This window comes from Arthrobacter sp. BG3 (genome assembly GCF_056680185.1).
Genome location: NZ_CM155270.1, coordinates 2955773 through 2968567, shown reverse-complemented (window position 1 = coordinate 2968567; position 12795 = coordinate 2955773). Strand labels below are relative to the sequence as shown.

12 protein-coding genes are annotated in these 12795 nt (G+C 68.8%); 2 read left to right on the top strand and 10 right to left on the bottom strand.

What is annotated here, in order from left to right; all coding sequences use genetic code 11:
• Positions 1-5: 5 nt before the first annotated feature.
• From AC1MFL_RS13325 to AC1MFL_RS13285, 9 genes are all read right to left on the bottom strand, one after another.
• Positions 6-941 (bottom strand): ABC transporter permease, encoded by a 936-nt coding sequence (locus AC1MFL_RS13325; RefSeq protein WP_479810367.1) that lies wholly within the window; start codon positions 939-941, stop codon positions 6-8.
• Positions 931-1656: an ABC transporter ATP-binding protein gene (locus tag AC1MFL_RS13320; RefSeq protein WP_479810366.1), complete on the bottom strand. Its 726-nt coding sequence runs from the start codon at positions 1654-1656 to the stop codon at positions 931-933. The genes AC1MFL_RS13325 and AC1MFL_RS13320 overlap by 11 nt, the downstream gene beginning before the upstream one ends.
• A 45-nt stretch (positions 1657-1701) precedes the next feature.
• On the bottom strand, positions 1702-2886 hold the full coding sequence (locus tag AC1MFL_RS13315; RefSeq protein ID WP_479810365.1) for an ABC transporter substrate-binding protein: 1185 nt from the start codon (positions 2884-2886) through the stop codon (positions 1702-1704).
• Between the two features lie 224 nt (positions 2887-3110).
• Entirely contained in the window at positions 3111-4277 is a 1167-nt protein-coding gene (locus AC1MFL_RS13310) for an RtcB family protein (RefSeq protein ID WP_479810364.1), read from the bottom strand.
• Positions 4278-4465: 188 nt separating this feature from the next.
• Entirely contained in the window at positions 4466-5914 is a 1449-nt protein-coding gene (locus AC1MFL_RS13305; protein ID WP_479810363.1) for a sulfate adenylyltransferase subunit 1, read from the bottom strand.
• The gene (gene cysD / locus AC1MFL_RS13300; RefSeq protein ID WP_479810362.1) at positions 5914-7044 is read right to left on the bottom strand and encodes a sulfate adenylyltransferase subunit CysD; all 1131 of its coding nucleotides are present in this window, start codon (positions 7042-7044) and stop codon (positions 5914-5916) included. Before cysD ends, AC1MFL_RS13305 begins: the two co-directional genes overlap by 1 nt.
• The gene (locus AC1MFL_RS13295; RefSeq protein WP_479810361.1) at positions 7041-7790 is read right to left on the bottom strand and encodes a phosphoadenylyl-sulfate reductase; all 750 of its coding nucleotides are present in this window, start codon (positions 7788-7790) and stop codon (positions 7041-7043) included. Before AC1MFL_RS13295 ends, cysD begins: the two co-directional genes overlap by 4 nt.
• The gene (locus tag AC1MFL_RS13290; protein WP_479810360.1) at positions 7754-9502 is read right to left on the bottom strand and encodes a nitrite/sulfite reductase; all 1749 of its coding nucleotides are present in this window, start codon (positions 9500-9502) and stop codon (positions 7754-7756) included. The genes AC1MFL_RS13295 and AC1MFL_RS13290 overlap by 37 nt, the downstream gene beginning before the upstream one ends.
• A gap of 200 nt (positions 9503-9702) precedes the next feature.
• Positions 9703-10437 carry a sirohydrochlorin chelatase gene (locus AC1MFL_RS13285; protein WP_479810359.1) on the bottom strand — a complete coding sequence of 245 codons (735 nt, stop codon included), beginning with the start codon at positions 10435-10437 and terminating at the stop codon, positions 9703-9705.
• Between the two features lie 61 nt (positions 10438-10498).
• Between AC1MFL_RS13285 and AC1MFL_RS13280 the strand changes: the two genes are divergently transcribed.
• Positions 10499-11170 (top strand): trimeric intracellular cation channel family protein, encoded by a 672-nt coding sequence (locus AC1MFL_RS13280; protein WP_479810358.1) that lies wholly within the window; start codon positions 10499-10501, stop codon positions 11168-11170.
• 14 nt (positions 11171-11184) lie between these two features.
• Positions 11185-11613: a hypothetical protein gene (locus tag AC1MFL_RS13275; protein WP_024366280.1), complete on the top strand. Its 429-nt coding sequence runs from the start codon at positions 11185-11187 to the stop codon at positions 11611-11613.
• A 103-nt stretch (positions 11614-11716) separates the two neighbouring features.
• On the opposite strand, the gene AC1MFL_RS13270 is transcribed toward AC1MFL_RS13275, so the two are convergent.
• Positions 11717-12538 (bottom strand): endonuclease domain-containing protein, encoded by an 822-nt coding sequence (locus AC1MFL_RS13270; protein ID WP_479810357.1) that lies wholly within the window; start codon positions 12536-12538, stop codon positions 11717-11719.
• Between the last annotated feature and the right edge of the window lie 257 nt (positions 12539-12795).

Sequence of the window (12795 nt, the reverse complement as noted above, 5' to 3'; positions counted from 1 at the left end):
GGGATTTAGCGGGTGCTGCCGGCCAGGAGGCCACGACGGCGGAGGAGGCGCTTTTCGATCGGGCCGAACACCAGCAGTTCGATCAGGATGCCGACGGCGAGGATCAGCAGGATCGCGGACATGACGATGGTCATGTCGGAGAGGTCGCGGCCCTGGTTCAGCATGGAGCCGAGGCCGAAGCCGATGGTGCCGCCGACGGCGATGATTTCCGCGGCCATCAGCGAGCGCCAGGAGAAGGCCCAGCCCTGTTTGAGGCCGCTCAGGTACCCGGGCAGGGCAGCCGGGAGGATGATCTGGAGCGCCAGCTGGACCCGGGAGGCGCCCAGGACTTTCCCGACGCTGCGGTACTGCGGCGGGATCTGGTCCACGCCGGAGATCAGCCCGTTGATGATCGAGGGGATGGCGCCCATGAACACCACGAAGTACACGGTGGCGTCGGTGAGCCCGAACCAGATGATGGCGGCGGGTACCCACGCCACGGACGGCAGCACCTGCAGCCCGGAGATGAGCGGCCCGAAGGCGCGGCGCAGCGGGGCGACCTGGGCCAGCACTAGTCCGATCGGGGTGGCGATGGCCACGCTGATCAGGAACCCCACCAGCCCGCGCTGCAGCGAGGTCCAGACCGCTTCCTGCAGCTTGCCCTCGGCCCAGAGATGGCTGAACTGGGCCACCACATCCAGCGGCCCGGGCACCAGGTCCTGCCGTTTGAAGCCCATCGACACGTACAACTGCCAGATGAACACCAGGACCACAATGGCGCCGACCGGCAGCAGGATCCGGCTCCAGTCGATGCGGGCCTTGCGCGCGGCGTCGGACTGCAGCGAGTCCAGCCCGGCCTCCAGCTCGCGGAGGTCGGCCGACCCGGTGGAGGACCGGGTCAGGGCCGCGGTGATGTGCCGGGTCTCGCCGGGCTCAATAAGCGAGGTTTGTTTACTTGGCATGGCGGCGGATCTCCTCGCGTAGCCGGGCGGTGATTTCGCCGGTGAGCTGGCCGGCCAGTCCGGCGTCGGTGCGGTGCTCTTCGCTGACGTGCCATTCCTGCACCACGCGGCCGGGCCGGGAGGAGAGCAGCAGCACGCGCTGGCCCAGCCGGACGGCTTCGCGGACGTTGTGCGTGACAAAAACGATGGTGCGGCCGGTTTCCTTCCAGATCCGCTCCAGCTCGTCGTGCAGCAGGTCCCGGGTGATCGCGTCGAGGGCGGCGAACGGTTCGTCCATCAGCAGCAGCTGCCGGTCCTGGGCGAGCGAGCGGGCCAGGGCCACGCGCTGGCGCATCCCGCCGGAGAGCTCGTGCGGGCGTTTGTCCCCCGCGCCGCCCAGGTGCACGAGGTCCAGCAGCTCGTTGGCCTTGACCCGGCGCTCGGCCTTGCCCACGCCGCGCAGCTTCAGCGCCAGCTCGATGTTCTCCCGGGCGTCCAGCCAGGGGAAGAGGGCCGCGTCCTGGAACATAAAGGCGGCGCCGTCGCTGGGCACCTCGAGGGCGCCCGACGTCGGGGCCTCCAGTCCCGCCATGATGTTCAGCAGGGTGGACTTGCCGCAGCCGGAGGCACCGAGCAGGGCGACGAACTCGCCCTGCCCGATGCTGGCGTTGACGTCGTCCAGCACCGGGGCGCCGTCGCCGAAGCGCTTGCCCAGGTTTTCCAGTACGACTGGCATGGTCATGTCCTAACTAAGGTTGGCGGAACGGGCGGTGGAGACTGGCTAGTCCTTGCCCAGTCCCTGCGCGGAGACCTTCTTCCCGGCGCCCTCGGCGAGGACGCTGTTCAGGGCCGGGAGGTCGAAGATGCCGGTGATGTCGGCCTGGGTGGTGGTCCCGGCGTCGACACCGTCCTGGAGGAGTTTCTTGTAGGTTCCGGCGAGCGGGTCGACGGTGAAGACGATGTTCTTGAGCGACCGGTCGATCACGTCGGCGGGCAGGGCGGCGCCGGCGGATTCCTTGAGGGCGGCGTTGAGGACCGTGGACTTCTCCGCGGCGGGTGCGGCGTTGAGCCAGTTCACGGAATCGGCGTGGCCCTTCAGCAGCGCCTTGACCGTGGCGGGGTGCTCGGCGGCGAACTTCTTGTTGACGATCAGGACGGTGGTGATGAACTCGCCCTTCTCCCACAGGTGCTTCTCGTCGACGAGGACCTTCGCCCCGGCCTGGAGCACCAGGCGGGAGGCCCAGGGCTCCGGCAGCCACGCGCCGTCGAGCTTGCCGTCCTGGAACAGTTTCAGGGTCTGGGCGTTCTCGGTGGGGTTGATGGCGACGTCGCCGCTGCCGTCAGTGCCGGTCTTGTAGCCCTGCTTGCCGAGCCAGGCGCGGAGGGCCACGTCCTGCGTGCCGCCGAGCTGCGGGGTCGCGAGCTTCCTGCCCTTGAGATCCGTGGCCGAGGCGATCTCGGGTTTGACCACCAGCTGGGCTCCGCCGGAAGCTGCGCCGGCGATGATGCTGATCGATGCGCCCTTGCTCTTGACGTAGGAGTTGATGGCCGGGTTGGGGCCGATGTAGGTGGCGTCGATGGCGCCGGCGTTGAGGGCCTCGATCGCGGCGGGGCCGGCGTTGAAGACCTGGGTGCTGAGCTTGGTCTCGCCGAGGCTCTTCGCGATCAGGCCCTGGCTGACCCCGACGAGGGCCGGGGCGTGCGTGATGTTGCCGAAGTAGCCGAGTTTGAGTTCGGCGGCGGGGGTGTCGGCAACCGCAGCTGCGGGCGCGGCGTCATTGGTGCGGGACACCGTGGACGCGACCGCGGCACCTGCGCCGATCAGCAGCACGAGGCCGGCAGCCAGGCTGATCTCCAGGATGCGCCTGCGCCTGGGCCTGGCGGATTCGCCGGCGACGATCCGGGTGGTGCCGGGGGTGGCGCCGGAAGCCTGGCCGGGGGTGGTGTTGTTCGAGGGCGATGACATGCGGGAAGTCCTGTTCGTGGGGTGTGCGGGGAGGCCGGGCGGGTGGTCAGCGCCGGCGACATCGCCCCCGGAACTTAGCGCGGGGGCCGTTGAAGAGCCGATCCGTTGTGGTCATTGGTTCACCATAGGGACTGCCGCGAACACCGTTCAACGGTCCGGAAACCCGGGGTCACGCGGGTTCATGCAGCGTCATATGCGGGGCCGCCATCCGGCTCTTCAGCGGATTAGTCGCCCTTAACGTTGACGAGCTGCCGGAGCTTGTGCCGTATCTTCACGAGGTCCGCGGAGTCGCGCATCACCTGGTCGATGGGTTTGTAGGCCGCGGGGATTTCGTCGATGAAGGCCTTGCTGGGACGGAACTCGATACCCTGCATGGCGGCCTTCAGCTGGGCCAGAGTGAAGGTCTTCTGCGCCGCGTGCCGTGAGTATTCGCGCCCGGCGCCGTGCGGGGAGGAGTTCAGCGATTTGGGGTTCCCCAGCCCGACGACGACGTAGGACGCGGTGCCCATGGAGCCGGGAATCAGACCGGGGTCCCCCGCCTCGGCCCGGATGGCGCCTTTGCGCGAGACCCAGACAGACTTGCCGTAATGCCATTCCTTCGCTGTGAAGTTGTGGTGGCAGTTGATCCGTTCGGCCTCGCGGACACGGCCGCCGATCCAGGATTCAAACTGCCCGACCACCCGGTCCATCATCTCCTCGCGGTTCAGCAGGGCGAAGTGCTGGGCCCAGCGGAGTTCCCTGATGTACCGGTCGAACTCAGGCGTGCCCTCCCTGAGGTAGGCCAGGTCCGGGTGCGGCACCACGATCTGCCCGCTCCGGACCGCGCTCCGGGCCTCGCCGATGTGCCGCTGCGCGAGCTTGTTGCCGACGCCGCGCGAGCCCGAGTGCAGGAACAGCCAGACGGCGTCCGTCTCATCCGCGCACACCTCGATGAAGTGGTTGCCCGAGCCCAGCGATCCCAGCTGCAGTGTCCAGTTCGCGGCGTACTGGGCGGGGTCGAAGCGCGCGTGGGCTGCCATGCGGCGCAGTTCTGCAATCCGGGGTGCCGCGGTGGCACTGATTCCGTGGTTGAAGTGCCCGGCCGAGAGCGGGATGGCGTGCTCAATGCCCTCGCGCAGCCGTTTACGATCGTTGGGCAGCTCCTTGAGGGCGTACTGCGTGCGGACGGCGATCATGCCGCAGCCGATGTCGACGCCCACGGCCGCAGGGATGACCGCGCCCAGGGTGGGGATGACGGAGCCAACGGTGGCGCCCAGGCCCAGGTGGGCGTCCGGCATCAGCGCCAGGTGCGGATAGATGATGGACAACTGCGCCGTGACCAGGGCCTGCTCGCGCGTCGCGTCATCCAGGATCGAGGCCCAGCTGATGAGCCGGCTGTTGATGACTTCCACGGCGCCTCCCATCACGATGATCGTCGGCCGGGCGCCCGGGTGGCAAGGGCCCGGAACAGCGACTTCGCGGGAAACGCACGAGCTCGCCGTATGTTTCCCCGCGAGCTCGCGCATTTCCGGCGATTTCGTTGGCCGACGCCGACGCCGGCGCGGGGCGGCCGTGGTCGGGCCCAAACGAGGAGGATCGCCTAGATCGAGTAGCGCTCGTCCTCGTGGTCGCCGGGGTGGTCGTTGACGAGACCCGCGGCGAGGGTGTTGCCGTCGAGCGGGTCGATCACCAGGAACGCCCCGGTGCGGCGGTGGTGCAGGTAGTTCTCCAGCGGCAGCGGCGCGGCGAGCCGCAGCTGGGCATGTCCAATGTCGTTGAGTTCCAGCGTGGTGGTGGGCTCCAGCTGGAAGTTGGCGAGGTCGAGCTTTCCGGTCACGTTCCGGACCAGGGCCTGGACCGTGCGGGTGCCGTGCTTGACCAGCACCTTGGCACCCTCGCGGAGCGGCTTCGGCGAGAGCCAGCACAGCGCGGCGTAGAGGTCGGCCGAGGCTTCCCGGATGGTCCCCGCCGCCGCGATCGTGTCGCCGCGGGCAACGTCGAACTCGTCCGCGAGGCGCAGCGCCACGGACTGCGGGGCCACGGCCTCGGTGAGCCGCCGTCCGGCGAAGTCGATCCCGATCACCGTGGTGCTCCGCGGAGCCTGGCCCGGGGTGAGGACGCTTACCCGGTCCCCCAGCTTCACGGAGCCCTCGGTGATCTGGCCGGCGTAGGCGCGGTAGTCGCGGTAGCCTTCGACGTCGAGCCCCGCGGCGACCGCGTCGGGAGCCAGCGCCCCCTGCGGCCGGACGACCAGCTGGACCGGGAACCGGAAGCTCTCCAGGTGGCTCTCGAGCTCGTCCGCGGCCGGCAGCGTCTCGAGGACCTCAAGCAGGGCGGGCCCCTCGTACCAGGGGGTGCGGTCCGAGCGGTCCACGACGTTGTCGCCGTCGAGCGCGGACACCGGGATCACGAAAAGATCAGTGATGCCGCCGGTATTTGAATCGTCACGGCCCAGCCCGAGCTCGCGGCCAACGCGCTGCACGTCGGCCTCGATCTCGCGGAACACGGACTCGCTGAAGTCCACGAGGTCGATCTTGTTCACGGCCACGATCACGTGCGCCACACGCAGCAGCTGCAGCACGGAGAGGTGCCGGCGGGTCTGCTCGAGGACACCCTTGCGGGCGTCAATGAGCACGACGACGGCATCCGCGGTGGACGCGCCGGTCACCGTGTTCTTGGTGTACTGCACGTGCCCGGGGCAGTCCGCAAGGATGAAGCTGCGGCGGTCCGTGGCGAAGTAGCGGTAGGCGACGTCGATGGTGATGCCCTGTTCCCGCTCGGCCCGCAGGCCGTCGGTGAGCAGCGCCAGGTCGATCGCCTGGGTGCCGGTTGCCCCGGCACCGCCGAAGCCGCGGTCCGCGGAGGTGCGGGCGACGGCGTCGAGCTGGTCGGCGAGGATCGCCTTGGAGTCGTGCAGGAGCCGGCCCACCAGGGTGGACTTGCCGTCGTCGACCGAGCCGGCCGTCGCGAAGCGGAACAGGGAAGCGTGGGCCAGCGGGGCCTCGTCAAGCAGGGCGGCCGCGCGGGCGGTGTCGATTTCAGTGCTCATTAGAAATAGCCATCCTTTTTGCGGTCTTCCATGGCGGCCTCGGAGATGCGGTCATCCGCCCGGGTCGCGCCACGTTCGGTGATGGTGGAGGCGGCAACTTCGATCACGACGTCGCGCACGGTGGCGGCGGACGATTCCACCGCGCCGGTGCAGGACATGTCGCCCACGGTCCGGTAGCGGACGGTCTTGGTGATGACCTGTTCGGTGTCGCGGGGCTGGGAGACTTCGCCGACCGCGCGCCACATGCCGTCGCGGGCAAAGACCTCGCGGTCGTGGGCGTAGTAGAGGCCGGGCAGGTCGATGTTTTCGCGCTCGATGTAGCGCCAGACGTCGAGTTCGGTCCAGTTGCTGATCGGGAACGCGCGGACGTGCTGGCCCACGGTGTGCCGGCCGTTGTAGAGGTTCCACAATTCGGGCCGCTGGTTGCGCGGGTCCCACTGGCCGAACTCGTCGCGCAGGCTCAGGATCCGTTCCTTGGCGCGGGCCTTGTCCTCGTCGCGGCGGCCGCCGCCGAAGACGGCGTCGAACTTGTTGCGCTGGATCGCATCCAGCAGCGGGACGGTCTGCAGCGGGTTGCGGGTGCCGTCGGCGCGCTCGGCCAGCTCGCCGGAGTCGATGAACTCCTGGACGGAGCCGACGACGAGCTTCAGTCCCAGCCGCTCCACGGTCCGGTCGCGGAACTCGATGACCTCGGGGAAGTTGTGCCCGGTGTCCACATGCAGCACCGGGAACGGCACCTTGCCCGGCCAGAACGCCTTGGTGGCCAGGTGCAGCATCACCACGGAATCCTTGCCGCCGGAAAACAGCAGCGCAGGCTTCTCGAACTCGGCCACGACCTCGCGGATGATGTGGATCGCCTCGGACTCGAGGGTGTCCAGGGACGAGAGGCGGGCCGAGCGCGTAGCCGCAGCAGCAGATGCCGCCCCGGGAGTGGCATCTAAGGCATCGGCCGAGGGACCCGACGCGAGCTTGCGAGCGTTGGGAAGGCCGCTGCCGCTGTCGGAGCCGCGCGCATCGTCCGAAGGACGGATGCCGCGCGGCGCAGGGGCGGGGGCGGCATCTGCTGCGGAGGCGTGGGTGATGGGGGCGGCATCGGGGTCGACGGCCACGGAAGTTGGGGAGTTGCTCATACGTGTAGTCCGCATTCTGTCTTGTCGGTTCCTGCCCAGCGGCCGGCGCGGGGGTCATCGCCCGGCGCCACCCTGCGGGTGCAGGGCTGGCAACCAATGGACGGGTAGCCCTGTGAAAGCAGCGGGTTGACGGGGAGGAGGTTATCGTCGGAGTACTGGACCAGCTGGTCGAAGCTCCAGGCCGCGACCGGGTTGACCTTGACCAGGCCGTTGGTCTCGTCCCACGTCACCAGCGGGGTGTTGGTGCGGGTGGGGGCCTCGTCGCGGCGGACGCCGGTGAACCAGAGTTCGTAGCCGGCGAGGGTGCGGCGCAGCGGGGCCACCTTGCGCAGCGCGCAGCACTGGGCGGCGTCGCGGGCGAAGAGATCCTTGCCGAGGAGGCGGTCCTGCTGCTCCACGGTGTTCTCCGGCAGCACGTCGACGACGTTGACGTGCAGGCTCGCGGCGACCTCGTTGCGGGTCGCGTAGGTTTCCGGGAAGTGGTAGCCGGTCTCCAAGAAGAGGACGTCGACGCCGGGAAGCTGGTCCGCGACGAGCGCCGGGAGGACGGCGTCGGCCATGGAGCAGGCGACGGCGACGGCGGGCAGCTCGAAGTTCCGCGCCACCCAGGCAATCACCTCGCGGGCCGGGGCGTCCCAGCCCAGCTCGGCGGCGCCGGATTCGGCGACGGCCTTGAGCTCGTCGTGGGAGCGCAGGGGCTGGGTCCGGTTCACTGCAGATCCCCCTCTTCGGCGGCGAAGGCCCATTCGGCGAAGGTCTGGCCCTCGGTGTGGTCGGCCACGAACTTCCGGACCACGCGCTCCACGTAATCGGGCAGGTCCGCAACATAGACCTTGAGGCCGCGGACGGTGCGTCCGAGGCCGGCTTCCTCGCGGCTGTCGGAAGCCAGCCCGCCGCCGAGGTGGACCTGGAAACCCGGGGTGGGGTCGCCGTCGGGCGTGGGAAGCATCATGCCTTTGAGGCCGATGTCCGCGGTCTGGATCCGGGCGCAGGAGTTGGGGCAGCCGTTGATGTGCAGCGACAGGGCCTGCGGGAGCTGCCGGGTCTCGACGAGGTCGGCGAGGCGGCGTTCCAGCTCGGCGACGGCGGTGGCGGCCGTGACCTTGGTTTCGACGATGGCCAGCTTGCAGTATTCGATGCCGGTGCAGGCGATGGTGCCGCGGCGGAACACGGACGGCCGGGCGGAGAGGCCCAGGGCGTCGAGTTCGGCGACGAGCGGTTCCACCTGGTCCTTGGGCACATCGAGGACGACGAGCTTCTGGTGCGGGGTGGTGCGCAGCCGCTGCGAGCCGCGGGCTTCCAGGGTGTCGGCGAGCTTCACGAGCTGGCCGCCGGAGAGGCGCCCGGCGAGCGGGGTGGCGCCGATGAAGAACTTGCCGTCCTTCTGCTCGTGCACGCCGATGTGGTCGCCCGGGGTGGAGGGCTTGGGCGCGGCCGGGCCGTCGTCGAGCTTGTAGCCGAGGTATTCGTCCTCGAGGACCTGGCGGAACTTCTCCGTTCCCCAGTCGGCCAGCAGGAACTTCAGCCGGGCCTTGGTGCGCATGCGCCGGTAGCCGTAGTCGCGGAAGATGCTGGTGACGCCGAGCCAGACGTCAGCGGCCTGGTCGGGCCGGACGAACGCGCCGAGGCGCTTGCCCAGCATCGGGTTGGTGGAGAGCGCGCCGCCCACCCAGAGGTCGTAGCCGATACCGAGTTCGGGGTGGACCAGGCCCACCAGGGCGACGTCGTTGATCTCGTGCACCACGTCCTGGCTGGGGTGGCCGGTGATGGCGGTCTTGAACTTGCGCGGCAGGTTGGCCAGTTCCGGGTCGCCGATGAAGCGGTCGGCGAGCTCGTGGATCAGCGGCGTCGGGTCGATGATCTCGTCCTTGGCGATGCCGGCGACCGGGGAGCCGAGGATGACGCGGGGAACGTCGCCGCAGGCCTCGGTGGTGGACAGGTCCACGGATTCGAGCCGGCGCCAGATTTCCGGGACGTCCTCGACCCGGATCCAGTGCAGCTGGATGTTCTGCCGGTCGGTGAGGTCCGCCGAGTCGCGGGCGAAGTCGACGGAGATCTGGCCGATGACGCGCAGCTGCTCGGTGGTGAGGGCGCCGCCGTCGATCCTGACGCGCAGCATGAAGTACTTGTCCTCGAGCTCGTGCGGCTCGAGCGTGGCGGTCTTGCCGCCGTCGATCCCGGGCTTGCGCTGGGTGTAGAGGCCCCACCAGCGGAAACGGCCGTGCAGGTCCGTGCCGTCGATCGAGTCGAAGCCGTGCTTGGAGTAGACGGACTCGATGCGTTCGCGGACGTTGAGGCCGTTGTCTTCCTGCTTCCAGGTTTCGTTGGCGTTCAGCGGCGCGGTGCCGTCCACTTTCCACTGCCCGTGCGGCTTTGCGGCGGGGCGGGAGGTGGGGCGCTTGGTGCGGCCTGGGGCAGCCTGGTCCGGGGACGCTCCGGCTAGAGCTGTATCAGTCATGGATCGACTGTAGGGCGGGCCGTAATGCCGTCACAAAGGGCCGGAAACGCGGGGTCACCTAGGGCAACAAATCGTCACGAAGCGTCGGCGAGCCTTGAAGTGGCGCGGATCGTGTGCATGGTTTGGGGCGCGGTTTGGGGGTTGGCGGCGGCGTGCGGGGCGTCGCCGGCGGCGTGCCGACGCCGGTTCAGGCCCCCGGTTCAGGCCCCCGCGGCGAGGGCGGCGTCGTAGCGGTCCAGCGCGATTTCGGCCAGCACCGGGGACGGCAGCAGGGCCGCCGTGACGAGGTCCGCGCCGGCCTTGTGCAGCTGGTCGTGGAAGAAGCCCGGGGCCAGCAGGTACGCGGCGATGACCACGCGGCCGCCCAGGTCCACGGCCCCCGCCGACTCCCCCGCTCCGGCGCCGCCCGCGGCCTCCTCGCGGAGCATGGCAACGGCCTCGGGCACGGACGGCTTCGCGGACGCGCCGTAGGCGGCCACGATCCGGTTGGAACGCAGCGCGCGCAGCTGGCTGGCGAGTTCCTCGACGTTCGTCGCGGCGGTGGGGTCGGAGGACCCGGCGGCGGCGAGGATGACGGCGTCGTTGTCGGTCACACCGGCCTCCCGGAGCCGGACGTCCAGCAGGGCCGCGAGCCGCGGGTCGGGCCCCAGCGGCGCGGCGGCGCGGGTGCCCGGCCGGCTCTTGACCGCCCGGGCGATGTCCACCTTGACGTGGTACCCCACGCTGAGCAGCAGCGGCACGACGACGGCGCTCTCCCCCGCCGGCAGGCCCGCCACGACGGCCGGCAGCTCGGGCTCCTGGACGTCGACGTAGGCCTCGCGGACGTCGAGCCCCGGCCGGAGCGCGGCGATCCCGTCCCGGAGGGCGTTGACTTCGGCGCCCCCCTCCGCGCTGGAGGTGCCGTGGGCGCAGGCGATCAGGATGGGGCTATTCATAGCCGTTAGCGTAGCCTTGGAGCCGCCCCATCCGCCCCTTGATATCCGACCGGGACCCTCCATGACTTTTTCCTTCAGCGTTGTCGCGGTCTGGCTGGACCTGGCTGGCGTCTTCTTCTTCGCGGTCTCCGGGTCCCTGCTCGCGGCCCGGAAGCAGTTCGACATCATCGGCTCCCTGCTGCTGGCCTCGGTGGTGAGCCTGGGCGGCGGCGTCATCCGCGACATCATCATCAACGCCGGCCCGCCCGCGGCCTTCACCAACCCGGCCTACCTGGCGCCGCCGCTGCTCGCCGCTGGGCTGGTGTACTTCCTGTTCTCCAGCGTCCAGCGCTACACCTCGCTGCTGATCCTGTTCGACGCCGGCGGCCTGGCACTCTTCTGCATCACCGGATCCCTCAAGGCGCTGGCCGCCGGGATGAACCCCATCGCGTCGCTGCTCCTGGGGGTCACGACGGCGGTGGGCGGCGGCCTGCTGCGCGACATCACCGCCAATGAGGTGCCCCAGCTGTTCGACCCGAAGGATCTCTATGCGCTGCCGGCGTTTGCGGGGGCGGCGCTGACCGTGGCCCTGTCCGTCACCGGCACCTTCAACGCGGTGACCGCGGGCGCCGTGGCCGCGGTCGTTTTCGCGTTCCGGGTCACGGCCTGGCGGCGGAAGTGGCACGTGCCGCTGGCGGTCCGCGGCTGGCACCGGCTGGGGCTGGGCGCGGCCAATGGCGGGCCCAAGGATTAGCTAGGATAAGAACCATGACTGACATGTTCCTCGAGAAGTTCCGCGCGCTTGTTCCGAAGTATCTCGAAGACGAATGGCAGGAAGAGGATGGCCTCCCGGCCGACGAGCTGGATGCGGCCCTCGCCGAGCACCAGTTCCAGGTTCCCCTGGTGTTGCGCGAGTTCTACCTGGCGGTCGGCGGCTGCGAGGACATCATGGAGGCGTACCACTACTTCTGGGACCCCGAAGAGCTCGAAGTTGATGACGAGGGCTTCCTCATGTTCCTCGAGGACGAGGAAGAACAGTTCACTTGGGGCTTCCGGGTCGGCGACCTCAGCGTCCCGGACCCGATCGTGTACCGCCGCAACAACGCCCGCGGCCAGTGGAAGAGCGAAGAAGGCACCTTCTCCGAGTTCGTCTTCGACATGTTCGAGTGGGCTTTCAACGACGAGGACGAGGACTAACCTCCGGCAGCCGTCGGCTTTTCCCCACCTTTGACTGGCGCAACCCGCGTGTTGCCCGGAAACGCCGGGATCCCCGGCGCCAGGAAGCCAAAAGTGGGGAAACTCAGCGCACCACCCTGCCCCGCAGAACCTGCCATACTTCCCGGACGATCTTTTGCGGGTTGTAGACAACGTCTTGGTACCCGTAACGGAGTACGGCGTAGCCGGTAAGTGTGCTGGCATTGTTCCTCAGGCGGTCTTTCTTGACCTGCCGGGCTGCCAAGTGCGTGCTTCCATCGATCTCCACGATGAGGAAGCCCTCCAGCAGGAAGTCCACGATGCCGATTCCCGGCAGGTCCATCTGCGTCTGGGTGTAGATCCCTTCGCTCCGGAACAGCAGCCTGGCCACAACTTCTATCGCGGAGTCCGCGGTTCCGTCCACCAGATCCAGGACACTGCGTGCCCCGCCGTTTCGATTTCCCGGAAGACGTTGCGCAAGATAGCCGAGCGTGGTGCGGCCCTGCACCAGGGCGCTTTCCACCATGACCGCGGCTTCCACGGCCGGCAGGCATCTCAGCGCATGCAACAACGAGTCGGTCACCCCGGCCACCGGGCGGGGGAAATCCGGCGGCACCACACTGCCACGATGAACCACGACGCCGGCAGCCGAGCCGTGCCGGCACAGGAGGTGCAGCCGCTCCGGGGCGTGAAGTCTCCAGAGCCCGTGGTGCGGGGCCGCCGAGCAGCAGCTCAGCAGGCCGTTGGCCAGCACGGCGGCAACGAGGTCCGGCTGCGCATCGTGCAGCGCCACGACTCCGTGCCGCAGCCGCACCGCCTGTCCGGAAGCCAGGGTGCTCCTGATGGTCCGTTCGGTGAATCCGGCCTGTAACAGCGTCGCCGTCCGGGCCACTGAGCCGGCGTATTTCAAGTATTCGGTGACGTCCATGACTCCAGCAGACCCGGCGGTGACCACGTCGTAGACCCGGCAGTTGGACTATGTGGACAAACTCTCCGCCGAATTTCCCCACGTATCAGACACCTCCACGGCGCGCCGCAGCGAAAGGCCAGGGTTTCCGTCGTCGAAACGTTGAAACGTGGGGAAAGTCCGTCGGGAATCACCAGAAAGGAACCTGTGACAACAAATTTACACAGGCGCTAGACAGCATGACATTTCTGTCATAGGCTCATTCATGGGTTCACCAA

What these genes read in the sequence shown, in the direction of transcription:
- AC1MFL_RS13325 (WP_479810367.1), bottom strand. Translation starts at nt 941, where the DNA reads ATGCCAAGTAAACAAACCTCGCTTATTGAGCCCGGCGAGACCCGGCAC.
- AC1MFL_RS13320 (WP_479810366.1), bottom strand. Translation starts at nt 1,656, where the DNA reads ATGCCAGTCGTACTGGAAAACCTGGGCAAGCGCTTCGGCGACGGCGCC.
- AC1MFL_RS13315 (WP_479810365.1), bottom strand. Translation starts at nt 2,886, where the DNA reads ATGTCATCGCCCTCGAACAACACCACCCCCGGCCAGGCTTCCGGCGCC.
- AC1MFL_RS13305 (WP_479810363.1), bottom strand. Translation starts at nt 5,914, where the DNA reads ATGAGCACTGAAATCGACACCGCCCGCGCGGCCGCCCTGCTTGACGAG.
- cysD (WP_479810362.1), bottom strand. Translation starts at nt 7,044, where the DNA reads ATGAGCAACTCCCCAACTTCCGTGGCCGTCGACCCCGATGCCGCCCCC.
- AC1MFL_RS13295 (WP_479810361.1), bottom strand. Translation starts at nt 7,790, where the DNA reads ATGGGCCTTCGCCGCCGAAGAGGGGGATCTGCAGTGAACCGGACCCAG.
- AC1MFL_RS13290 (WP_479810360.1), bottom strand. Translation starts at nt 9,502, where the DNA reads ATGACTGATACAGCTCTAGCCGGAGCGTCCCCGGACCAGGCTGCCCCA.
- AC1MFL_RS13285 (WP_479810359.1), bottom strand. Translation starts at nt 10,437, where the DNA reads ATGAATAGCCCCATCCTGATCGCCTGCGCCCACGGCACCTCCAGCGCG.
- AC1MFL_RS13280 (WP_479810358.1), top strand. Translation starts at nt 10,499, where the DNA reads ATGACTTTTTCCTTCAGCGTTGTCGCGGTCTGGCTGGACCTGGCTGGC.
- AC1MFL_RS13275 (WP_024366280.1), top strand. Translation starts at nt 11,185, where the DNA reads ATGACTGACATGTTCCTCGAGAAGTTCCGCGCGCTTGTTCCGAAGTAT.
- AC1MFL_RS13270 (WP_479810357.1), bottom strand. Translation starts at nt 12,538, where the DNA reads ATGGACGTCACCGAATACTTGAAATACGCCGGCTCAGTGGCCCGGACG.